The sequence below is a fragment of the Streptomyces sp. NPDC048291 genome (assembly GCF_043201715.1).
Classification (GTDB): Bacteria; Actinomycetota; Actinomycetes; order Streptomycetales; family Streptomycetaceae; genus Streptomyces.
Window position 1 is genome coordinate 392,492 of sequence record NZ_JBICZC010000008.1, and the last position, 22,226, is coordinate 414,717.

The 22,226-nt window shown below is 69.8% G+C and carries 17 protein-coding genes; 13 read left to right on the top strand and 4 right to left on the bottom strand.

Annotation, left to right across the window (positions count from 1 at the left end; translation table 11 throughout):
• Window positions 1-20 precede the first annotated feature (20 nt).
• Window positions 21-2,957, bottom strand: coding sequence for a glycoside hydrolase family 48 protein (locus ACGF5O_RS23650; protein WP_393811850.1), 2,937 nt, complete (start codon window positions 2,955-2,957; stop codon window positions 21-23).
• 261 nt (window positions 2,958-3,218) lie between these two features.
• Between ACGF5O_RS23650 and ACGF5O_RS23655 the strand changes: the two genes are divergently transcribed.
• Both ACGF5O_RS23655 and ACGF5O_RS23660 read left to right on the top strand, forming a co-directional pair.
• Window positions 3,219-4,694 carry a cellulose binding domain-containing protein gene (locus tag ACGF5O_RS23655; RefSeq protein ID WP_393811851.1) on the top strand — a complete coding sequence of 492 codons (1,476 nt, stop codon included), beginning with the start codon at window positions 3,219-3,221 and terminating at the stop codon, window positions 4,692-4,694.
• Window positions 4,695-4,727: 33 nt separating this feature from the next.
• The gene (locus ACGF5O_RS23660) at window positions 4,728-6,443 is read left to right on the top strand and encodes a glycoside hydrolase family 6 protein (RefSeq protein ID WP_393811852.1); all 1,716 of its coding nucleotides are present in this window, start codon (window positions 4,728-4,730) and stop codon (window positions 6,441-6,443) included.
• Window positions 6,444-6,563: 120 nt separating this feature from the next.
• On the opposite strand, the gene ACGF5O_RS23665 is transcribed toward ACGF5O_RS23660, so the two are convergent.
• Window positions 6,564-7,334 carry a phytanoyl-CoA dioxygenase family protein gene (locus ACGF5O_RS23665; RefSeq protein ID WP_393811853.1) on the bottom strand — a complete coding sequence of 257 codons (771 nt, stop codon included), beginning with the start codon at window positions 7,332-7,334 and terminating at the stop codon, window positions 6,564-6,566.
• Window positions 7,335-7,457: 123 nt separating this feature from the next.
• On the opposite strand from ACGF5O_RS23665, the gene ACGF5O_RS23670 reads away from it, so the two are divergent.
• Window positions 7,458-8,399 carry a class I SAM-dependent methyltransferase gene (locus ACGF5O_RS23670; RefSeq protein ID WP_393811854.1) on the top strand — a complete coding sequence of 314 codons (942 nt, stop codon included), beginning with the start codon at window positions 7,458-7,460 and terminating at the stop codon, window positions 8,397-8,399.
• A 77-nt stretch (window positions 8,400-8,476) separates the two neighbouring features.
• Here the strand turns inward: ACGF5O_RS23670 and ACGF5O_RS23675 are convergent, their stop codons facing one another.
• The gene (locus ACGF5O_RS23675; protein WP_393811855.1) at window positions 8,477-9,169 is read right to left on the bottom strand and encodes a glycoside hydrolase family 75 protein; all 693 of its coding nucleotides are present in this window, start codon (window positions 9,167-9,169) and stop codon (window positions 8,477-8,479) included.
• A gap of 227 nt (window positions 9,170-9,396) precedes the next feature.
• Here ACGF5O_RS23675 and ACGF5O_RS23680 point away from each other — a divergent pair, with 227 nt between their 5' ends.
• Complete coding sequence (locus ACGF5O_RS23680) at window positions 9,397-10,008, top strand: hypothetical protein (RefSeq protein ID WP_393811856.1); 612 nt, start codon at window positions 9,397-9,399, stop codon at window positions 10,006-10,008.
• Between the two features lie 115 nt (window positions 10,009-10,123).
• Here the strand turns inward: ACGF5O_RS23680 and ACGF5O_RS23685 are convergent, their stop codons facing one another.
• Complete coding sequence (locus ACGF5O_RS23685; protein ID WP_393811857.1) at window positions 10,124-10,960, bottom strand: aldo/keto reductase; 837 nt, start codon at window positions 10,958-10,960, stop codon at window positions 10,124-10,126.
• A 333-nt stretch (window positions 10,961-11,293) separates the two neighbouring features.
• Here ACGF5O_RS23685 and ACGF5O_RS23690 point away from each other — a divergent pair, with 333 nt between their 5' ends.
• From ACGF5O_RS23690 to ACGF5O_RS23730, 9 genes are read left to right on the top strand one after another with little or no spacing between them, the layout of a single operon-like run.
• Entirely contained in the window at window positions 11,294-11,434 is a 141-nt protein-coding gene (locus ACGF5O_RS23690; RefSeq protein WP_393811858.1) for a pyrroloquinoline quinone precursor peptide PqqA, read from the top strand.
• A 20-nt stretch (window positions 11,435-11,454) separates the two neighbouring features.
• Window positions 11,455-12,252 carry a pyrroloquinoline-quinone synthase PqqC gene (gene pqqC / locus ACGF5O_RS23695; protein ID WP_393811859.1) on the top strand — a complete coding sequence of 266 codons (798 nt, stop codon included), beginning with the start codon at window positions 11,455-11,457 and terminating at the stop codon, window positions 12,250-12,252.
• On the top strand, window positions 12,249-12,503 hold the full coding sequence (pqqD, locus tag ACGF5O_RS23700; protein WP_362653262.1) for a pyrroloquinoline quinone biosynthesis peptide chaperone PqqD: 255 nt from the start codon (window positions 12,249-12,251) through the stop codon (window positions 12,501-12,503). The genes pqqC and pqqD overlap by 4 nt, the downstream gene beginning before the upstream one ends.
• Complete coding sequence (gene pqqE, locus ACGF5O_RS23705) at window positions 12,491-13,591, top strand: pyrroloquinoline quinone biosynthesis protein PqqE (RefSeq protein WP_393811860.1); 1,101 nt, start codon at window positions 12,491-12,493, stop codon at window positions 13,589-13,591. Before pqqD ends, pqqE begins: the two co-directional genes overlap by 13 nt.
• A complete protein-coding gene (locus ACGF5O_RS23710; RefSeq protein ID WP_393811861.1) occupies window positions 13,588-14,787 on the top strand; it encodes a glycoside hydrolase family 105 protein in 1,200 nt (399 codons plus the stop codon). The genes pqqE and ACGF5O_RS23710 overlap by 4 nt, the downstream gene beginning before the upstream one ends.
• Window positions 14,784-15,575: a heparin lyase I family protein gene (locus ACGF5O_RS23715; RefSeq protein WP_393811862.1), complete on the top strand. Its 792-nt coding sequence runs from the start codon at window positions 14,784-14,786 to the stop codon at window positions 15,573-15,575. The genes ACGF5O_RS23710 and ACGF5O_RS23715 overlap by 4 nt, the downstream gene beginning before the upstream one ends.
• 12 nt (window positions 15,576-15,587) lie before the next feature.
• Window positions 15,588-18,824, top strand: a complete 3,237-nt coding sequence (locus ACGF5O_RS23720) for a glycosyl hydrolase family 28 protein (protein ID WP_393811863.1) — start codon at window positions 15,588-15,590, stop codon at window positions 18,822-18,824.
• Window positions 18,821-20,164 (top strand): glycoside hydrolase family 27 protein, encoded by a 1,344-nt coding sequence (locus ACGF5O_RS23725; protein WP_393811864.1) that lies wholly within the window; start codon window positions 18,821-18,823, stop codon window positions 20,162-20,164. Before ACGF5O_RS23720 ends, ACGF5O_RS23725 begins: the two co-directional genes overlap by 4 nt.
• An 11-nt stretch (window positions 20,165-20,175) precedes the next feature.
• Window positions 20,176-22,206: a PQQ-dependent sugar dehydrogenase gene (locus ACGF5O_RS23730; protein ID WP_393811865.1), complete on the top strand. Its 2,031-nt coding sequence runs from the start codon at window positions 20,176-20,178 to the stop codon at window positions 22,204-22,206.
• Window positions 22,207-22,226: the final 20 nt, after the last annotated feature.

Below are 22,226 nucleotides of genomic sequence, written 5' to 3' on the forward strand. Positions count from 1 at the left end.
CTCATTGCGCCCGGCGGGGGCTATTCGAGAAGCTCCGCGTACGAGCCCATGGCCAAGGCGATGTCCGCCTGGGCCCAGAACCGGTGATACGTGAACACGGGCGCGGCCCCGCCCGCCAAGTAGCTCTGGATCTTCGACCACGCGGGGTCGTTCTGGTAGAAGCTCCGCAGCGACGCGAACGTCGACGACGAGTTGATCGCGTCCCCGTTCGGCATCTTCCCGGACCAGCCGCTCGGTACGTACACGGTGTCGTCGAACCGGTTGTAGTCGGCCCGCGTCTCCGGCACCGCGATCCCCAGGCTGTCCTGGTAGTGCCCCCACATGCCGTCGAGCAGCGCCTTGGCCGTCGACTTCGCCGTCGCGTCACCGGACTTGGCGGCGTAGTACGTCAACGTCTTCGCGTACGCGGCGGCGACACCCACGTCGTTCGTGTAGTCGGCGACCGTGACGTGAAGTCCGCTGTTCGCCCCGGGACTCGACGCGTTCCAGGTGTCGGGCTGCCCCGACCACTGAAGCGTCGACGGGATCAGATACGTGCCGTCGGGGTTGATCGTGGTCTTGGACAGCGCCCACGCCACCCACTTGTCGAGGATCGCCTTGGCGCTCGCGTTGCCGGTCTGCTGGTAGTACTCGGCGACCCGCTCCATCGACCAGGCCTGGAATCCGAACCACTGGTTGGACGGCGGGTCGTGGTACACCGGCTCCCAGTCGTAGTACATGCCGTAGAACGTCGACGTACCGGACGGCGGGCTCGCGTACCGCCCCTGCCAGCTGTTGGTCGCGCCCCCGGCGATGGCGCCCTCGGACGACTGCAGCCAGCGGTAGAACTCCAGCTGCCGGGTCAGGGACGTACCCCAGTCCGCGGCTCCCGTGGCCGACTTGGGCTTCAGGTCGGCGTACGAGCTGAGTGCGTACGCGGCGAGCGGGTTCTGATAGCCGCCGTGTACATGGCTCGACCCGATCCGCCAGGCCCAGCCCGCACTCGAATCCGTCGCCCCGCCCCACGCGTAGTACCAGGAGAGCAGGTAGTCCGAGGCGTCCTTGCCGGTGCCGGCCGCGCAGGTCGTCGGCCCCACACAGTTGCCGATCTTCTTGAAGTACTTGTCGTACATGGCGTAGCGCAGATAGTCGCCCATCTTCGCCGCCTTGCCGACGGTGGCGGAGACGTCACCGCCCTTGCCCTGCTCCTTCGCCCACACGTCCGCCCAGTACGCGGCCTGCACCGCACGCGCGTCGGCGTCCGGGGCGTCCGTGTACTTCCACTGCTTGGCGTAGGACGAGTCGCCGGTGAACAGGTCCAGGTAGCCGTTGGTCCCGCCGTACTTGAAGGCGTCGCAGGTCGGCTGCGGAACGGTCTCCCACACCGACTCCTGCGGACCGCGCTGGAAGGTGTTGATGTACGACGGCCCGTCCGCCGTCGGCCCCGCCTCGCAGCCACCGCCCGGCGTGTCACCGTAGCCGTAGACGTTGTCGACGTCCTGCAGCCAGTGCATGCCGTAGACGTCGTCGGTGCCGTACGCGGACTTCAGCTCGGCGGCGATCGGATCCGATCCCACCGGCACCGACGTGTCCAGCTTCGCCGGATACTCGTTCGGAGTGTCCGACTCGGGGGCGTAGGTGGCCGGTTTGGACGCGTTGTAGAAGGAATTGGTCGGCTGGTCGGCGTGGGTGGGGATCATGTACTTCTCCATGAGGGCCCACGCGCCGTTGAACTTGGACCAGTCACCGGTGACCTTGCCGTACATGGCCTGCAGCCAGAGAAGGTAGCTGTACGCCTCCGACGTGGTCTCGTGGCCCTGGTCGGGGGCCTCGACGATCAGCGTCTCGACCGAGTGGTAGGGGATCCCCTCGGGGGAGAAGTAGCCGTTCGCCGGGTTGGTGATCTTCCCGTAGAGGTCCAGGAAGCGCGCGTCGTACGCGTTCGACGCGGCCAGCTCGGTCACGGTGACCGTGGCGCCGGTGTAGCCGGTCGCGGACGCCGTGAAGGTCGCCGAGCCGGTGCCGGAGGAGTCCGCGGCGACGGTCACGTTCTGCGCGGTGCTCCAGTTGGACGGCGTGAACGTCAGCGACGAACCGGCGCTCACCGAAAGGCCGGTGTTGCCGGCCGTGCGCGCCACCGACACCGTCACAGTGGCGCTCGGCTGCTTCGACAGACTCACCCCGAAGGTGCCGGTCGCGCCCTGCTGGATGCCGAGCTGGGCAGGCGAGGCCACCACCGCGGGGCCCGAGGCGACCGTGATGCCGACCGGCGTCGAGGACGCGGACGCCCCCAGGCTGTCGTACGCCTTCGCCACCAGCGAATGACTGCCCACGGTCAAACTGGAGACGGAGAGCGAGTACGGCGCCGAGGTGTCCGTGCCCAGCAGCGTGGTGTCGTCGTAGAACTCGATCTTGCTGATCGTCGCGCCGTCGGCCGCCGCCGCGGTCGCCGCCAGCGGGATCGCGTCCCCCTGCGTGTAGACCGCACCCGCGGTCGGGCTGGTCAGCACGGCGATGGGCGGCTGGTGCGCGCCCGCGCACGTCGTGCCGTTGATCGCGAAGGCGGCCGGCGCCGTGTTCGTGCCGGTGTACGCGAACTGCGCGCCCGTCGACACCGCCGCGCCCGCCGCGATCGTGCCGTTGTACGACGCGTTCTGCACGGTGACCGAGGTGCCGGACTGGGACCAGGTGCCGTTCCAGCCGTTGGACAGCTTCTGGTTGCCCGTGTACGCGTAGGTCAGCGTCCAGCCGCTGATCGCGTCCGTACCGCGGTTGGTGATCGTGAGGTCGGCGGTGAAGCCGGTGCCCCAGTCGTTGGTCTTGTAGTCCACGCTGCACTGGACCGTCGCCGCCTGGGCGGGCGTGGTCCCCGTGGCGAGCATCGACAGCGGCAGCGCGAGGGCCGCGACGACCGCCGTCCACAACCGGCGCACGGCTCTGCGCCGCCGCCCGGTACCTCCGGGATGTGCGGGATGCATGTGCTGGTTCCTCCTTGCGCTTGCGGCTCGGGGAGAAGTCAAGGCTTGAACCAGTGGGAGCGCTCCCATAGTGGAGACGTGGCATGGTGCGGTCAAGGCCGTTGAAGAGTCGAAAAGATTCGACGGACCCCCCTGGAGAAAAGTCAAGCAACTCCCCTGTTCTTTGCCCGCACTTGGCGCTACCTTCCTTCGCACCAGTGGGAGCGATTCCGTTCAGTCGACGCGTCCGTCACGACGCGCCCGAGCTGCAAGGAGTCGCTCATGCGACACCCCCCGCGTTCAGTTCTTTTAGCCGTCACCGGTGCGGTCGCCCTTGTCGGGGCCGCGCTGGTGCCGGTGGTGTCGGCGTCCGGAGCGACGCCGGCCTGCACGGTCGAGTACGCGGTCACCAGCCAGTGGGACACCGGCTTCCAGGGCTCCGTGACCATCACCAACAACATGGCAGCCGTGAGCAGTTGGAGCCTGGGCTTCGACTTCGCGAACGGCCAGAAGATCACCCAGGGCTGGAACGCCAAGTGGTCCCAGTCCGGTACGGCGGTCACCGCCGCCAACGAGAGCTGGAACGGCTCCCTCGCCACCGGCGCGAGCGTGAGCGCCGGGTTCCTCGGCTCCTGGTCGGGCAGTAACGCCCTACCGACGGCGTTCAAGCTCAACGGCACCACCTGCAACGTGGATTCGGAGCCGACCCCGACTCCGACGCCGACCGAACCGCCCGCCACCGGGACGGCTCCCGCCCTGCACGTCTCCGGCGCCCGGCTCGTGGACGCCTCCGGCACGGCCCACCGCCTGCTCGGCGTGAACCGCTCCGGCGGCGAGTTCATGTGCGTCCAGGGCTACGGCATCTGGGACGGCCCGGTCGACGACGCCGCCATCAAGGCGATCGCCGACTGGAAGGCCGACGCGGTCCGCATTCCGCTCAACGAGGAGTGCTGGCTCGGCCTGTCCAACGTCAAGTCCGAGTACGGAGGGGCCAACTACATCAACGCGGTCAAGGAGCTGGTGGCCCGCGTCGAGTCGTTCGGCCTGACGCCGATCCTCGACCTGCACTGGACCTACGGCCAGTACACCGGCAACTCGGCGGGCTGCTCCGACGTGCACGCCACCTGCCAGAAGCCGATGCCCGACGCCCAGTACACCCCGTCCTTCTGGTCCTCGGTGGCCGGCACCTTCAAGGACGACCAGGCGGCCGTGTTCGACCTGTTCAACGAGCCGTACCCGGACCGGGCGACCTCGACCGTCACCCAGGCCTGGCAGTGCTGGCGGGACGGCGGCACCTGCTCCGGGATCGGCTACCAGGTCGCCGGCATGCAGAGCCTGGTGGACGCCGTCCGGGGCGCCGGCGCGAAGAACGTCATCATGATCGGCGGCCTCGCGTACTCCAACGACCTCGGCCAGTGGCTGACGTACAAGCCCACCGACCCGGCCGGCAATCTCGTCGCCGCGTACCACGTCTACAACTTCAACACCTGCGCCAGTGAGACCTGCTGGAACTCCACCCTGGCCCCGGTCGCGGCCCAAGTGCCGCTGGTCGCCGGGGAGGTCGGCGAGAACACCTGCTCGCACGCCTTCGTCGACCAGGTCATGAAGTGGTTCGACGACCGCGGCCTCTCCTATCTGGGCTGGACCTGGAACACCTGGGACTGCTCCTCCGGCCCCTCCCTGATCTCCGACTACACCGGTACGCCCACCGCGTACGGCGTCGGACTGCGCGACCACCTGCGAGCGATCAACCCGTAGGCACGCCCACCGAAGAAGAAGGAACCCGCACTCATGAGTCGTACCAGAACAGCGGTACTCGCCGCCCTGGCGCTCGTCGCCGGGGTGTCCGGGCCGGCGGTCGCCGTGGCCCCCTCTGCCCAGGCGGCGATCTCCGCGATCCCCTGCACCGTCGACTACAAGATCCAGAACGACTGGGGCGCCGGCTTCACCGCCGCCGTCACCGTCACCAACAACTCGGCGGCGAAGTCGAGTTGGGCGGTGAAGTGGTCGTACGCCGGGAACCAGCAGGTGACCAGCTACTGGAACAGCAAGATCGCGCAGAGCGGCACCGCCGTGACCGCGAGCAACGAGACCTACAACGGCACCCTGGCGACCGGTGGTTCGGTCAGCTTCGGGTTCAACGGGTCGTACAGCGGGACGAACGCGGTCCCGACCGCCTTCACCCTCGACGGCGTCACCTGCAACGTCGACGACGGCAGCAGCGGCGGCGGCGGTGGCGGCGGTGGTGGCACCGGCACCCGCGTCGACAACCCGTACGCCGGTGCCAAGGTGTACGTGAACCCGGAGTGGTCGGCGAAGGCCGCCGCCGAGACGGGCGGCAGCCGGATCTCCAACCAGCCCACCGGCGTCTGGCTCGACCGGATCGCCGCGATCAACGGCACCAGCACCAGCATGGGCCTGCGCGCCCATCTCGACGCGGCGCTCGCCCAGAAGGGCACCGGCGAGGAGGTCGTCCAGCTGGTCGTCTACGACCTGCCAGGACGCGACTGCGCGGCCCTCGCCTCCAACGGCGAGCTCGGCCCGACGGAGATCGACAAGTACAAGACGCAGTTCATCGACCCGATCGCGGCGATCCTCGCCGACAGCAAGTACGCCTCGCTGCGGATCGTCACCACCATCGAGATCGACTCGCTGCCCAACCTGGTCACCAACACCGGCAGCCGGGCCACCGCCACCGCCAACTGCGACACCATGCTGGCCAACGGCAACTACGTGAAGGGCGTCGGCTACGCGCTCGCCAAGCTCGGCGCGATCCCGAACGTCTACAACTACCTGGACGCCGGCCACCACGGCTGGCTCGGCTGGGACGACAACTTCGCCCCCGCGGCCAACATCTTCAAGCAGGCGGCCACGAGTGAGGGCGCGACCGTCGACGACGTGGCCGGGTTCATCACCAACACGGCCAACTACAGCGCCTTGAAGGAGAACAACTTCACCATCAACGACTCGGTGAACGGCACCTCCGTCCGCCAGTCCAAGTGGGTCGACTGGAACCGCTACGTCGACGAACTCTCCTTCGCGCAGGCCTTCCGCACCCAGCTGGTCTCGGTCGGCTTCAACTCCGGTATCGGCATGCTGATCGACACCTCCCGCAACGGCTGGGGCGGCAGCGCCAGGCCGGCCGGCCCCGGCCCGACGACCAGCGTGGACGCCTACGTCGACGGCGGCCGTTACGACCGCCGGATCCACGTCGGCAACTGGTGCAACCAGGCCGGAGCCGGCCTCGGCGAGCGCCCGCAGGCCAGCCCGGCCGCCGGGATCGACGCCTACGTCTGGATGAAGCCTCCGGGCGAGTCCGACGGCTCCAGCTCCGCCATCCCGAACGACGAGGGCAAGGGCTTCGACCAGATGTGCGACCCGACGTACACGGGCAACGCCCGCAACGGCAACAGCATGTCCGGCGCCCTGCCGAACGCGCCGCTGTCCGGGCACTGGTTCTCCGCCCAGTTCCAGCAGCTGATGGCGAACGCGTACCCGCCGCTGTAGGCGCCGCCCGCTGAGCCGGGTTCGAGGCTGCGGGCCGTGGGTGGCTGGTCGCGCCGGCGCGGCGGAGCCGCAGATCGATGTAGCCCCGCGCCCCTTTCGGGGCGCGGGTGTCCGCCGGGGTCAGTCCGTCAGGGACAGACCCCGGCGGACCGCTCGCTCGACCGGGGAGTGGTTGCCGTCCGGGCGGTCCAGCTCCAGCGGTGCCCTCAGGTACAGCGGGGGCTGGGCCAGGAAGCGGGGGCGGGTGCCGTGGTGGGGCTGGGCGGCATGGACCAGGAAGGGATGGCAGAGGTAGACGTCGCCCGGGTGCCCGGTGGCGTAGGCGAGCGGGCGGTGCGCGGAGGCCGCGTCGAGCTTCGGGCCGAGCTCGTGGAGGGTGGCGCCCCGCTCGCCGTAAGGCTCCAGGATCCGCGGCACGTCCAGGTGCGAGCCGACCCGGATGCGGGTCGGCGCGTCCTCCTCGGTCACCTCGCTGAACAGGAAGAGCATCAGCAGGGCCCGCTCACGGGACCACAGGTTGGCGTACCAGTCGGTGGCGCCCTCCGGCATGAAGCTGGTGTCGATGTGCCAGCCCGCGTCGTCCGGCTCCTCCTCGTGCGGGAACCGCAGCGGGAAGGCGCCCAGCGAGTAGCGCGGGTCCCACCGGCGCGCACCGACCAGCAGGTCGAACGCGTCGTGCAGGGCCTGGGAGTTGGGGGCGGCGGCGAAGGGGCCGTCCGCCTTGCCGCCCACCCAGACCACCGGGTCCTTCCAGGTGCCCGGGTCCTCGGGGTCGTATCCCGTCTCGCGCCAGAGCAGCCGGGCGCACCCCTCGGCGACGCGCGGCGGGAACGCGCCCTCGATCTTCACGAAACCGTCGGTCAGGAAGCGTTCGACCAGCTCGTCGTCCATGCGGTCATCGTGGCCCGCCGGCCTTGCCGTCCGCATCCGGTTTTTTGCCGCACCGGCAACAGGACTGGCCCCCGGGCGGTGCGCCGTCGCACCCTGGCGGCACGCGGACGAGAGGCTGATTACATGACGCACGACCACCGGCACACGGACACCCACAAGCACACCCGGACCCCTACCCACGAGCACGAGCACGGGCACGAGCACGACCACGCGCACGCGAACACCGACATCGACTGGGCCGAGATGGCCGGTCATCTGGAGTCGCAGGCGGAGCTCTTCGCGCCCCTGTACGAGAGCGCGCTGGGCTGGCTCGGCAAGGAGGTCACCGAGCCGGGGCTGATCGTCGACCTCGGAAGCGGGCCGGGGGTCGTGTCGTGTCTGTTCGCCGAGGTGTTCCCGGGCGCCCGGGTGCTGGCCGTGGACGGCAGCGAGCCACTCCTCGACCGGGCCAGGGCCCGCGCCGAGCGGCTGGGCATGGCCGACCGTTTCGGCGTGCTTGCCGGTCAACTGCCGCAGGTGCTGGATGAGTTGGACTATCCGGCGGACCTGCTGTGGGCCGGGCACAGCCTGCACCACCTCGGCGACCAGCGGGCCGCGCTCACCGCCTTCGCCGAGCGGCTGGCGCCCGGCGGCACGCTGGCCGTCCTCGAAGGGGGCCTGCCCACCCGCTTCCTGCCCCGCGACATCGGCATCGGCCGCCCCGGGCTCCAGGCCCGGCTCGACGCGGTGCAGGAGGAGTGGTTCGCGCGGATGCGCGCCGAACTGCCCGGCTCGGTCGCCGAGACCGAGGACTGGCCGACGCTCCTCACCTCCGCGGGCCTCAAGCACGCCCGGACCCGCAGTTTCCTGATCGACCTGCCCGCTCCCGCCTCCGACCGGGCCCGCACCTACGCGGTCGAGATCTTCTCCCGCTTCCGCGACTCCCTCACCGGCGACCTCGGCGCCGACGACCGCGCCATCCTGGACCGCCTCCTCGACCCGGCCGACCCGGCGAGCCTGCACCGCAGGTCCGACCTGTTCGTCCTCGGCGTCCGCACCCTCCACACGGCGGTACGGCCCGCCTAGCCGGAACGGCCCGGTACCGCTCGGTACCGGGCCGCCCGCCCTCCCCGGGCCGGTGGGCGGCGCGGGAACCGCCGCCGTCAGTTGTTGGCGAGGAACTGCTTGGCCAGCGAGTCGCCGAGGGTCACCGCCGCGCTGTGGCTCTCTATGGGGGAGACCTTGGAGTTCTTGAACAGGATGTAGGTCACGCCGGAGTCGGCGCCGCCGGTCGCCGGGTCGGGGTCGATGCCGAGCGCCTTGGCGGTGGCGTACGACGCCTCGCCGATGATCTTCGTGGGGCCGGTGTCGCCGACCACCGCGTACTCGACCTTGTTGTTGTAGATCACGGCGACCACGCCGCCGCCCTTGATGCCGGCGCTGGAGTAGTTCCAGATGCTGCTGGAGCTGGGCACCACGATGTACGGCAGCGACTCGGCCTTCAGCGGCTTGCCGTCGGACTGGTGGAACGCGGTGTCGTCCTGGTACCAGGGGTCGCGGTCCTCGTTGCAGTTGGTGGTGCGCTGGCCGTCGCAGTCGATGTCCATGTCGGCCTTCCAGAACACCGCGCCGTTCTTGCCGCACACGGGGATCGTGGCCGAGGTCTCGTCGTCGGTCTTGTACTTGCCGCTGGAGATCTGGGAACAGGACGTCACCTTGGCGAGCAGGTCGGCCGCGCTGACCGAGCCCTCCTGGGCGGACCTGGGAGTGGCGCCGGACGCGCTCGCGGGGAGCACTCCGGCGGCGAGCAGTGCGGCCCCGGAGGCCGCGGCAAGGGTCAGTGTTCGGATGCGCACTGTGGGGGGTCCCCTTCTGTTAGGAAAGTTTCCTGACCGGGTGTCGTACAAGGTGGACCCGGCTGCATGTCCGCGTCAACCCCTGGATGTCAACTCGGTGATTTCTCGCGCATTGCGGTGAAATGGGCCCCGGGGAACACTGGTGGGGCAGGACATTCCGGATATTTACGCAGGAGCCGTGCGGAGGTTCGGCGGTGGCTCCGGTGGCTCCTGGAAGGCGAGGGGTCATGTTCGTACGCACGGTGTACGTCACCGGCGATCCGGCGAAGCTGGAGGCGGCCGTCAGGGCGCTCAACAGCGAAGGGCGCGAACTGCTCGAGGAGCGCCCCGAGTACCGGGGCGCGGGCGTCTTCATCGACCGGGAGCTGGGCAAACTGCTCGCGGTGAGCTGGTGGGGCAGTGAGGCGGCCCGGAGCAACAGCGACCAGGTCATGCGCGAGCGGCGCAGGCCGATGCTGGAACCCTTCGCCGGCACCGTCGCCGTCGAGAACTACGAGGTCGCCGTCTTCCACGCCGTGCAGCAGCCGAGAACGGGCGGCGGCATGCGCTCCACCCGGGTGGAGTTCGACCCCGCCGACACGGACCTGTTCGCCGAGACCTTCCGCTCCTCGGCGCTGCCCCGGCTGGAGGCGCTGCCCGGCTTCGCCCGGTGCTCCCTGTTCGTCGACCGGCAGCGGGGCCGGGGCATGGTCGGCTCGCTCTTCGTCGACCGCGCCTCGATGGCGGCCTCGCGCGCAGGCCAGGCCGAGGCGCGACGCGCGGACGCCGCCAAGGCGCGGGTGACCGTGGTGGGCCTGGAGGAGTTCGAGGTCCTGCACGCGGACGTACGCCCCGGCTGACCTGTCCCGCACAGGAGTCGGGAACGCCGACGGGGCCTGGAACGCCGACGGGGCCGGGAACGCGAACGGCCGCTCCGCCGTGTGGACTGCGGAGCGGCCGTGCTGCGGCTTTCGCTCAGCCGACGTCGAAGGTGGCCGGGTCCGGGCCGATGCGCCGGTCCTCGTTGAGCGCGCTGATCGCCGCGAGGTCCTCGGTGTCCAGGCTGAAGTCGAACACCTGGATGTTCTCCTTGATCCGGGACGGGGTCACGGACTTCGGGATCACGACGTTGCCGAGCTGGACGTGCCAGCGCAGCACGACCTGGGCCGGGGTGCGGTTGTGCTTCTGCGCGATCGCGACGATCGCGGGGACCTCCAGGAGGCCCTTGCCCTGGCCGAGCGGCGACCACGCCTCGGTGGCGATGCCCTGCTCCTCGTGGAACTCCCGGGCCGCGTGCTGCTGCAGATGCGGGTGCAGCTCGATCTGGTTGACCGCCGGGATGACCGAGGTCTCCGCGATCAGCCGCTCCAGGTGCTCAGGAAGGAAGTTGGAGACACCGATCGCCCTGATGCGGCCGTCGGCGTGCAGCTTCTCGAACGCCTTGTACGAGTCGGTGTACTTGCCCCGGGCCGGCAGCGGCCAGTGGATGAGGTACAGGTCCAGGTAGTCCAGACCCAGCTTCGCCAGCGACGCGTCGAAGGCGCGCAGTGTCGCGTCGTACCCGTGGTCGGCGTTCCAGAGCTTGGTGGTGACGAAGACGTCCTCGCGCGGCACGCCGGACGCGGCGATCGCCTTGCCGGTGCCCTCTTCGTTGCCGTAGATCGCCGCTGTGTCGATGCTGCGGTACCCGGCCTCCAGTGCCGTGGCGACGGCCCGCTCGGCCTCGTCGTCCGGCACCTGCCACACGCCGAAGCCCAGCTGGGGCATCTCGACACCGTTGTTGAGGATTTTCGGGGGGACCCTGCTGCTCACGAGCTCTCGATCCTTAGGTTGTCGACAGGTGGTACAACCATCGTCAACGATCACCGGCCCCGACGCATTCCTGACCGCGGAATCCGCCGGAACTGACCGATGGGTCAGCTGCAGCGGGCGGAGATTGGCCGGAAATGGATCCGACGTTATGGGTCCGGACCATTGACCGCGGCCCGTTCCTGCCGAGACTCTGGTGCGCATCGTCGGACGTATCGCTGAACCCGGTGCAGAGATGTGAACGTCCCTGTGGGTTTCCCGACCGATCCCTGTGAAAGAGAAACCTCTCTCTGCGCTCTGAGACCCCCCAACCTCAGGAAAGCAGGTACACACCCCATGAACGAGACGATCTCCGAGAACTGCCAGCCGGAACCCGCCGCCCCGCAGACATCGGATGAAAAGGTCTGGCGAACCCCTGGTTACCAGGTCGTGGAGACCGCCCTGGAAGTGACCGGCTACGCCCTCGGCGACCGCTGATCCGCCCTGGGCGACCCGCCATGACCGTCACCACCGCCACTGCCGTCGCCTCCACGTCCGCATCCGCCTCCTCGGCCGCCGACGCCGGGACCGCGGCCGACCCCTGGCCGGTCCCGGAGTTCACCGAACGGCTGCGCGCCGTCACCGCCGACCGCTACCACGACCGCCACCCCTTCAACGAGCGCATGCACCGGGGCGAGTTGACCCCGGCCGAACTGCGCCGCTGGATCACCAACCGCTTCCACTACCAGCGGCACATCCCCGTCAAGGACGCCCTGATCCTCGCCAAACTGGACCGGCCCGAGCTGCGCCGTCCGTGGCTGCGCCGCATCCGCGACCACGACGGCACCGCCGACGGCGAGGGCGGCATCGAGCGCTGGCTGCGCCTCGGCGAGGCGGCCGGCCTCCCGCGCGAACAGCTGTGGGACAGCTCCCGGGTGCTGCCCGGGGTGCGCTTCGCGGTCGAGGGGTACGTCACCTTCTGCCGGCTGCGCCCCGCCCTGGACGCGGTCTCCGCCTCCCTCACCGAACTGTCCGCACCCGGCCTGATGCGCACCCGCATCTCCGCCTTCGAACGCCACTACCCGTGGATCGACCCGGCCGGCCTCGCCTACTTCCGCACCCGCGTCGACCAGGGCGCCCGGGACGGCGCGGAGGCCCTCGCACTGGTCCACTCCTGGGCCCGCACCCGCGAGCAGCAGCACCGCGCCGTCGCCGCGCTCGCCTACAAGTGCGAGGTGCTCTGGGCACTGCTCGACGCCGTGGACCGGGGGGACACCGGGGGCCGGGACGGGGCCCCGGACGGAGCCGGGCCATGACCTGGCGGCCCGTCCTCGCCCGTACCGCCGTGCTGCGCCACGATCGGGTCCGCGGCACCGACCTGTTGCTGCTGCCCGAGCGGGTGGTCGTGCTGCACGGCGGGGCGGGCGGCGTGCTCCGGCTGTGCGACGGCAGCCGGGCGGTGCCCGAGATCGTCGCCGAACTGTCCGAGGCGTTCCCGGGCGCCCCGGTCGCGGCCGAGGTCCCGGAGTTCCTGACGGCGTTGCGAAAGGAGGGATGGCTGCGATGACGACCGCCGAGCCGCGTGGACCGGCGCCGCCCTGGGCGCTGCTCGCCGAGCTCACCCACGCCTGTCCGCTGCGCTGCGGGTACTGCTCGAACCCGGTCCGACTGATCGGTCGGTCAGCGGAACTGGCCACCGGACAGTGGGCGGAGGTGTTCCGGCAGGCCGGTGAGCTGGGCGTCGTCCAGACCCATCTGTCCGGCGGCGAACCGCTGCTCAGACGCGATCTGGCCGAGCTGGTCGGCGCCGCCGACACCGCGGGCCTGCACACCCAGCTGGTCACCAGCGGGGTCGGGCTGAGCGAGCGGCGGCTGGCCGGGCTGGTCGGCGCCGGGCTGCGCGGGGTGCAGTTGTCCGTGCAGCACGCGGAGCCGACGGAGGCCGAACGCATCGCCGGCGCCCGTTCGTTCGCGGCCAAGGAACGCGCGGCCCGGCTGATCCGGGCGGCGGGCCTGCCCTTCGGGCTGAACGTCGTGCTGCACCGGGGCAACCTGGACGCCGTCGAGGACCTGATCGCGCTCGGCGTGGCCTGGGGCGTGGACCGGATCGAGCTGGCCAACACCCAGTACCACGGCTGGGCGGCCCGCAACCGCGCCGCCCTGCTGCCGACGCCCGGACAGGTCGAGCGGGCCCGCGAGACGGTCCTGCGCCGGCGTCGGCGCCCGGACGAACCGGAGCTGGTGTGGGTCGCCCCCGACCTCCTCACCGGCACCGCGAAGCCCTGCATGGGCGGCTGGGGCCGGATCTCGCTCACCGTCACCCCCGACGGCACCGTCCTGCCCTGCCCGGCCGCCGGTACCCTGCCCGGCCTCGACCCGCCCAACGTCAGGGACCGTCGACTCGGCTGGATCTGGCGGGAGTCGAAGGCCTTCAACGCCTACCGGGGCGAGTCGTGGATGCGCGAGCCCTGCCGCGGCTGCGCCCTGCGCACCACCGACTTCGGCGGCTGCCGCTGCCAGGCGTACGCGCTCACCGGCGACGCCCGCAACCCCGACCCGGCCTGCCGTCACGCCCCCGACCACCACCTCGTACCCCTGCGGCGGAGCTCCGAGGCCGCCGTCCCCAGAGAAGCCCTTGCAGAAGGAGGACCATGAAACGCCTGCGAGTCGCCCTCGCGGCCGTCGCCCTCACCACCGCCCCCCTGGTCGCGCTCCCGGCGGCCGTACCCCCGCCCGCCGCCGCGGCAGCCGCGGCCGTCGCGCCGGCCAGGCCGGCCGCCGCCACCGACTGGTCCACCGCGGTCGTCGACTCCACCATGGCCCGCTACACCCCGAGCACCATCGGCGGCTGGTCCTACCCCGTCGGCCTCTACCTCTACGGCCAGTACCTCACCTACCGGCGCACCCACGATGCCCGCTACCTCACCTACATCAAGAACTACGTCGACCGGTTCGTGAAGAGCGACGGCTCGATCGACCAGTCCTTCAACAGCCTGGACAGCATGCAGGCGGGCCGGCTCCTGGTGATCCTGCACCACGAGACCGGCCAGGACCGCTATCGCAAGGCGGCGAAGAAGATCCGCGACCGCCTGAACACCTACCCGCGCACGGGCGACGGCGGCTTCTGGCACGCGGACAACTCCAGTCGCGCCCACCAACTCTGGGCGGACGGCGTCTACATGGTGAACCCGTTCCTCGTCGAGTACGGCAAGGAGTTCGGCGACAGCGTGTACACCGACGACGAGGCCGCCAAGCAGCTCGCCGTCTACGGCGGCCACCTCCAGGTCGCGAACGGCCTGCTCAAGCACGCCTACGACGAGTCGAAGACGGCGAGTTGGGCGGATCCGGCGACCGGGCTCGCCCCCGAGCACTGGTGCCGGGCCGTCGGCTGGTACGCGATGGCGATCGTCAACGTGCTGGACGCGATCCCGGCGAACCAGCCCCGCCGTCCGCAACTCCTCGGCATCTTCCAGAAGCTGGCGGCCGGCCTGGAGCGGTACCAGGACCCGGCGACCGGCCGCTGGTTCCAGGTGATCGACAAGGGCGCCCGGAGCGACAACTGGACCGAGACCTCCTGCTCCAGCATGTTCACCTACGCCCTCTCGCGCGGAGTCCAGCAGCACTACCTGGACCCGCACTACGCGGACGTCGCCCGCCGCGGCTACCAGGGCGTGCTCGCCGAGCTGTCGGTCGGCGCGGACGGCCGAACCGACCTCGCCGGGATCTCCATCGGCACCAACGTCGGCGACTACGCGTACTACGTCGGCCGCACCCGGGCCGTGAACGACTTCCACGGCCTCGGGGCCTTCCTGATCATGAACGAACAACTGCGAGGTGATTCAGTGTCATGAGCACATCATCCCGAAGGGCGGTGCTGGGAGCCGCGCTCGCCGGTGCCGCCACGGCCGCCGTCGGCCTTCCCGCGACCACCGCGCACGCGGCGTCCTGGCAGCTCAAGTGGCAGCCGTCGGCGAGCGGCGACGGCCTCGGCGCCTTCGAGACCGTCGAGGACGACCGCGCCGACTCCCACCCCGCCGGACACCCGCACATCTTCGCGACGGGGAACAACTGGCGCTTCAACATGCACACGGTCGACCGGGACACCTCGACCGACCGCCAGCGCCAGGAGGTCACCGGCCTGCGCAACGGCAGCGGCAGCGACTACCTCAAGTGGAACCAGGGCCAGACCTGGCGGCTCACCTACTCGATGTACATCCCGAGCTCGCTGAAGGCGACCACCACCTTCACCCACATCATGCAGATGAAACAGCCCGGCAGCGGCACCTCCCCGATCGTCACGCAGTCCCTGCGCCGGGTGAACGGCAAGCAGACCATCGAGCTGAACCTCGCCACCGACGGCATCATCGTCGGCCGTGCCGATCTCGACCCGCTGCACGACAACTGGACCGACGTCGATTTCCAGATCAAGGTCGGCAACGGGACGGCGGGCTCGGTCCGCTGGATCCTCAAGTCCGGCGGCGCCACCGTGATCGACGTCTCCAAGACCGGCGTCGACACCTTCCTGGCCGACCGGGTCCGCCCGAAGTGGGGCATCTACCGCTCCCTCGGCGACACCTCGGGCTCGCTCCAGGACACCTATCTCCTGCTCACCAACCTCCGCGGCTACCAACAGGTGTGAGGAACCGCCACCATGAAACCCCCCACCGCCGAGCGGCACCGTGCTGCCGCCATCGTCCTCTTCGTCCTCGCCGTCGTCCTCGGCCTCTCCCATCCCGCGGCCCTCGCCTCGTCGGGGACCGCCGCGCCACGCGCCGGCGCCGTCTACGACGTCCGTGACTACGGTGCCAAGGGCGACGGCTCCGCCAACGACTCCCCGGCCATCGACAAGGCCGTCACGGCCGCGAACGCGGCGGGCGGCGGCACCGTCCGCTTCACCGCCGGCACCTACAAGTCCAAGAACACCATCCACATGAAGAGCCATGTGACGCTCCAGCTCGACAAGGGCGCCACCCTCCAGGGCTCCAGCGCGGACACCTACGACAAGGCCGAGTCCAACCCGAACGACAACTACCAGGACTACGGCCACAGCCACTTCCACGACGCGATGATCTACGGCGACAAGCTCACCGACATCGGCTTCGTCGGACAGGGCGTCATCGACGGTGCGGGCAACCTGATCACCGGCAACCCGAAGACCGGCGAGGCCGACAAGATCATCTCGCTGACCCGGTGCGACGGCCTGCGGATCGGCGACGGTCTCACCCTCCGGCGCGGCGGCCACTTCGCGGCCCTCGTCAACGGCTGCAACAACGTGACGTCCGACCACCTGACCATCGACACCGCGAGCGACCGCGACGGCTGGAACGTCATCTCCACCACGAACGCCACGATCACCAACGCCGACATCAAGGCCAACGACGACGCCCTGGTCTTCAAGAGCGACTACGCCCTCGGCGCCAAGCTCCCCAACGGCCATGTCCGGGTGAGCGATTCGACCCTGTCGGCCAAGTGCTGCAACGCCCTGATGTTCGGCTCCGAGACCTGCGGCGACTTCTCGGACTACCAGTTCGAGCACATCCGTATCGAGGGCGCCGACAAGTCCGGCCTCGGCATGGTCTCCATGGACGGCGCGAAGATCTCCGACGTCCACTACCGCGACATCACGATGACGAACGTGCACTCACCGATCATGGAGAAGATCGGGACGCGGAAACGCTGCGGGAACAGTCCCGGCGTCGGATCGATCAGCGACGTCACGTACGACGACATCACCGCCACCGGCAACAGCCCCTCCTTCAGCCCGACCCTGTGGGGCGAGAGCGGCCACCGCATCAGCGGCGTGACCTTCGACAACGTCAACATCACCGTCCCCGGCGGCAACGGCACCATGTCCACCGCCGTGCCCAGCAACGACCCGAACGACTACAACCCCAAGGCCATCGGCACCCGGCCGGCCTACGGCTGGTACCTGCACAACGCCGACCACGTCCAGTTCACCGACAGCAGCGTGAAGTTCGCCGCGAACGACGGGCGTCCGGCCGTCATCGCCAACGCGGCGAGCGACCTCCGCCTCACCCGCTTCACCGCCCAGAAGGGGAGCAACTCCCCGTACGACGTCGTCCTCCAGGACGTCACAGGCGGCTGTCTGACGGACAGTCACAACACCTCGGGCGGCGCGCTGCGCGTCTCCGGCGGCCAGGACTGCGGTACGGCCGCACGCCCGCTCGACCTGGAGAACCCCCGCCAGGACTTCCTCCGCGGCTCCGTCGGCGGCCTCTTCCTGCACTGGGGCGAGCGCACCGCGCCCGCCCACACCAGCTGCACCGCCTGGGAGAACGACGTCACCGACGGCGGCTGGACCCCGGACTACTGGGTGAACGAGGCGCAGAAGCTGCACACCCAGTACCTGGTCCTGGCCACCTTCCACAGCCGCCTCGGTTACGCTCGCCCCTGGCCGTCGAAGATCCCCGGCTCCTGCTCCACCAAACGGGACTTCCTCGGCGAACTGATCACCGCGGCCAAGGCCAAGGGCCTGAAGGTCATCCTCTACATGACCAACGACCCCCAGTGGCACGACGAGGGCGGCCACGAGTGGCTGGACTCGGCCGCCTACTCCGCCTACAAGGGCAAGAACATCGACCTCACCACCAACGACGGCTTCGGGCAGTTCAGCTACGACAACTTCTTCGAGGTCATGGACCGCTACCCCGACCTCGGCGGCTTCTGGATCGACAACGACAACGCGTACTGGGAGAGCCACGACCTCTACCAGCAGATCTACCAGAAGCGCCCGAACTACACGCTCAGCAACAACAACGAGGACACGCCGATCATGGACATGATCAGCAATGAGCAGAAGACGGGGATGACACCGGCCTACGACTACCCGCAGGCCGTCTACACCGCCCAGCCCCGGCTGACCGAGGCCGACTTCAAGCTCCCCTCGACCGGCGCCTGGTGGTACGACGGCTCCGACCCGTCCGTCGACAAGATGCTCACCCTCGGCCGCCTCGTCACCAACGCGGGCTCCTCGGTGAAGGCCCTGATGGCCGAGACCGCCCAGGTCAACGGCAAGTTCCCGGCGAACCAGGCCGCCTTCAACAACTTCGCCAACTCCTACCTGAACCCCATCTGGGAGTCCCTGGGCGCCACCGAGGGCGGCGGGTACATGTACGGCGGCCTCAAGCCCGGCTTCTGGAACGACGGCGCCCACGGCGTGACGACGATCGCCAAGGACGACCCGAACCGCCAGTACGTCCACGTCCTGACCCCGCCGTCGACCAGCACCCTGCGGATCCGCGACAACGGCTACCGCATCGCCTCGGTCGCCAATCTCCGCACCGGCAAGGCCGTCTCCTGGTCGCAGTCCGGCGGTGTGCTGACCCTCACCGGGCTCGGCGACTGGGACCCGTACGACACCGTCTTCAAGGTCACCACGGCCGGCCGCCAGGGCATCCTCTCCGGCGTCAAGGTGACCGCGAGCGCCTCGGCGAGCGGCCACGCGGGCTCGGCCGCAGGAGACGGCGACTACCTCACCTACTGGGACAACAACAAGACGCTGCCCGTGAACCTCACCTTCGACCTCGGCTCGGCCAAGAAGGTGCAGTACCTCGGCCTCAACCAGCGTGAGGACTCGGTCGCCTACGCCCGCTCGGACACCGAGCAGTCGGCCCGCATCAAGGACTACAAGGTGTACCTCAGCAACGACGGCACCACGTGGGGGAGCGCCGTCAAGTCCGGGCAGCTGCCCAGCCGGCGCGGCATCCAGGGCATCGACCTCACCGCCGCCACGGCCCGTTACGTCCGCCTGGAGGTGGACACCACCTGGGCCGCCTCGACCGACACCACCCGCTACCAGCGGCTGCGGATCGACGAGGCGTGGATCGGCACCGCCTACGCGACGCCCGTGACCGGAGGACGCCCGTGACCAGGACCAGAACCCTCACCGTGGCGACGGCCGCGCTGCTGGCCGCGGCGGCGCTGCCGCTCCTGCGCCCCGGGCATCCGGCGCCCGCCTCCGACAACGGGCAGGCGATACGGCCCGCGATGGGCTGGAGCAGCTGGAGCTTTGTGCGCCGCTGGCCCACCCAGGCCAAGATCGAGGCCCAGGCCGACGCGCTCGCCGCGAGCGGGCTGAAGGGCCACGGCTTCGTCCAGGTCAACCTCGACGACTTCTGGCAGAAGTGCGACGGGAACGGCTTCACCGTCGACTCCTACGGCCGCTGGGCCGTCGACACCGCCAAGTTCCCCGACGGCATCAAGGCTCTCGCGGACTACGTCCACGCCAAGGGCCTGAAGTTCGGCTTCTACGTCACGCCCGGCATCGCCAAGAACGCCGTCACCAGGAACACCCCGATCGAGGGCACGTCCTACCACGCGCAGGACATCGCGGACACCTCGAAGACCGAGAAGAACTACAACTGCAAGAACATGTACTACATCGACTACTCCAAGCCGGGCGCGCAGGAATTCGTGAACTCCTGGGCGAAGCAGTTCGCCTCCTGGGGAGTCGACTACCTGAAGATCGACGGGGTGGGCAGCCAGGACATCCCCGACGTCCAGGCCTGGTCAAAGGCCCTGCGCGTCTCCGGCCGCCCCATCACCTTCGCGCTCTCCAACAACCTCGCCATCGCCGACGCCCCGACCTGGCGGTCCCTGGCCAACAGCTGGCGCACCCAGGGCGACGTCGAGTGCTACTGCGGACCCGGCGACAACGGCAGCGGCTACCCGCTCACCGACTGGTCGCACGTCTCCGCCCGCTTCAACACGGCGGCGAACTGGCAGCAGTACGCGGGACCCGGCGGCTGGAACGACCTGGACTCGCTGGAGATCGGCAACGGCGACCAGGTGGGCCTCACCGCCGACCAGCGCCGCTCCCACTTCACCCTGTGGTCGATGGCCGCCGCCCCGCTGCTGCTCGGCACCGACCTCACCCACCTCGACACCGTCGACAAGGCCATGCTCACCAACGACCGGCTGATCGGCGTCGACCAGGACGGGGTGGCCGCCAAGCGGATCGTGAACAGCGGGGTCAAGCAGGTCTGGAGCAAGAAGGAGAGCGACGGCCAGTACGTCGTGGCCCTCTTCAACACCGGCACCTCCGGCAGCTCCACGGTGAGCGTGGACTGGTCCCAGGTCGGCTTCACCGGCTCCGGGGACGTCACCGACCTGTGGTCCGGCTCCCACAAGGGCACCGTCGCCACCACCTACAGCGCGACCCTGCGCCCGGGCGAGACCCGGCTGATCCGCGTCCGGCCGCTCGGCTGAGGAGGACCGTCATGACACCCAGAACCCTGCTGGCCCGCGCCCTGCCGCTGGCCCTCGCCGTCCCGCTGGTCGCCCTGCTGCCGGGGACCGCGCGGGCGGCCACCGACTACCAGGCCGAGGACGCCACGATCTCCCAGGGCACCGTCGCCACCAACCACACCGGCTACACCGGCACCGGCTTCGTCGACTACACCAACATCAAGGGCTCGTACGTGGAGTTCACGGTGAGCGCGGCCACCGCCGGCACCTCCGCGCTCGCCGTGCGCTTCGCCAACGGCACCGACACCGACCGGCCGATGGACATCTCCGTCACCGGCACGGTCGTCGCCTCCGGCGTCTCCTTCCCGGCCACCGCCGACTGGAACACCTGGGTGACGAAGACGGTGAACGTCCCGCTCACCGCGGGCAGCAACAAGATCCGCGCCACCGCGACCACCGCGAACGGCGGCCCCAACCTGGACAAGGTCAGCCTCGCCGCGGCGGCCGACACCCAGGCCCCCACCCGCCCCGGCCAGCCGTCCTGCTCCGCCATCGGCGAGGACACGCTCACCCTCGCCTGGGGCGCCGCCACGGACAACGTGGGCGTGACGGCGTACGACCTCTACGAGCACGGCAACAAGATCGGTGAGACGGCCGGGAGTTCGACCTCGAAGACCCTCACCGGGCTCACCCCGAACACCACCTACGACCTCACCGTCATCGCCCGGGACGCGGCCGGCAACACCTCGCCGGCCAGCCCCGTCGTCGACTGCACGACCCAGCCGAGCAGCGACAGCACCCCGCCCACCGCCCCCGGCACCCTGTCCGCGACGAACATCACCGCGAACACCGCCGACCTCTCCTGGGGCGCGTCCACCGACGACCGGGCGGTGACCGCGTACGACATCCGCAGCGGCACCACCGTCTACCAGACGGTCACCGGCGGCACGACCAGCACCCTCACCGGTCTCGCCTGCGACAGCCCCTACACCCTGGACGTGGTCGCCCGGGACGCGGCCGGGAACGTCTCCCAGCCGAGCAACGCCGTCACCTTCACCACCAAGGCCTGCGCCACCGACGGCGGCACGCCCTCCTCCATCGCCACGCTCTCCAGCGGCTGGACCATCCCCTGGGGCACCTACTGGATGCCCGACGGCAAGACCGCGCTGGTCACCGAGCGGGACGACTTCCGGGTCTGGAAGGTGACCAAGGACGGCACCCGGACCCAGGTCGGGACCGTCCCGAACGCCGTCACCACCAACGGCGAGGGCGGCCTGCTGGGCGTCGCCGTCGACCCCAAGTGGGAGACCAACCACTACGTCTACTTCATGCACACCGCCGACGAGGGCAACCGGGTCGTGCGCATGACCTACGACGGCACCAAGCTCAGCGACTACAAGATCCTGCTCCAGGGCATCAAGAAGAACCGCTACCACAACGGCGGCCGGCTCCTCTTCGGCCCCGACGGCTACCTCTACGTCTCCACCGGGGAGGCCCAGACACCCGACCTCGCCCAGGACAAGAACTCCCTCAACGGCAAGATCCTGCGCATGACGACCGACGGCAAGCCGGCCCCCGGCAACCCGTTCGGCAACTACGTCTACAGCCTCGGCCACCGCAACCCGCAGGGCCTCGCCTTCGACCGCAACGGGCGCCTGTGGGAAGCCGAGTTCGGCAACAGCTCCAAGGACGAGCTGAACCTCATCAAGCCCGGCGCCAACTACGGCTGGCCGACCTGCGAGGGCACCTGCTCGGTCGCCGGGATGACCAACCCCAAGGCCACCTGGAACGTCTCCGAGGCGTCCCCGAGCGGCATCGCCATCGTCCGCAACGTCGTCTACATGGCGTCCCTGCGCGGCGAACGGCTCTGGCGCATCCCGATCAACGGCGACACCGAGAACGTCGGCACCCCGACGGCGTACTACGTCGGGACCTACGGCCGGCTGCGGACCGTGACCAAGGTGCCGGGCGCCGACCAGCTGTGGCTGTCCACCACCAACTGCGACAACAACGGCAACGAGCCGGACGGCTCGGACAAGATCTTCCGGGTCAACATCAGCTGACAAAAGGAAGGTGAGGTGCC

Excerpts from the sequence above, each read along its gene's own strand:
- ACGF5O_RS23650 (WP_393811850.1), bottom strand. The coding sequence starts at position 2,957 with ATGCATCCCGCACATCCCGGAGGTACCGGGCGGCGGCGCAGAGCCGTG.
- ACGF5O_RS23655 (WP_393811851.1), top strand. The coding sequence starts at position 3,219 with ATGCGACACCCCCCGCGTTCAGTTCTTTTAGCCGTCACCGGTGCGGTC.
- ACGF5O_RS23660 (WP_393811852.1), top strand. The coding sequence starts at position 4,728 with ATGAGTCGTACCAGAACAGCGGTACTCGCCGCCCTGGCGCTCGTCGCC.
- ACGF5O_RS23665 (WP_393811853.1), bottom strand. The coding sequence starts at position 7,334 with ATGGACGACGAGCTGGTCGAACGCTTCCTGACCGACGGTTTCGTGAAG.
- ACGF5O_RS23670 (WP_393811854.1), top strand. The coding sequence starts at position 7,458 with ATGACGCACGACCACCGGCACACGGACACCCACAAGCACACCCGGACC.
- ACGF5O_RS23680 (WP_393811856.1), top strand. The coding sequence starts at position 9,397 with ATGTTCGTACGCACGGTGTACGTCACCGGCGATCCGGCGAAGCTGGAG.
- ACGF5O_RS23690 (WP_393811858.1), top strand. The coding sequence starts at position 11,294 with ATGAACGAGACGATCTCCGAGAACTGCCAGCCGGAACCCGCCGCCCCG.
- pqqC (WP_393811859.1), top strand. The coding sequence starts at position 11,455 with ATGACCGTCACCACCGCCACTGCCGTCGCCTCCACGTCCGCATCCGCC.
- pqqD (WP_362653262.1), top strand. The coding sequence starts at position 12,249 with ATGACCTGGCGGCCCGTCCTCGCCCGTACCGCCGTGCTGCGCCACGAT.
- pqqE (WP_393811860.1), top strand. The coding sequence starts at position 12,491 with ATGGCTGCGATGACGACCGCCGAGCCGCGTGGACCGGCGCCGCCCTGG.
- ACGF5O_RS23710 (WP_393811861.1), top strand. The coding sequence starts at position 13,588 with ATGAAACGCCTGCGAGTCGCCCTCGCGGCCGTCGCCCTCACCACCGCC.
- ACGF5O_RS23715 (WP_393811862.1), top strand. The coding sequence starts at position 14,784 with ATGAGCACATCATCCCGAAGGGCGGTGCTGGGAGCCGCGCTCGCCGGT.
- ACGF5O_RS23720 (WP_393811863.1), top strand. The coding sequence starts at position 15,588 with ATGAAACCCCCCACCGCCGAGCGGCACCGTGCTGCCGCCATCGTCCTC.
- ACGF5O_RS23730 (WP_393811865.1), top strand. The coding sequence starts at position 20,176 with ATGACACCCAGAACCCTGCTGGCCCGCGCCCTGCCGCTGGCCCTCGCC.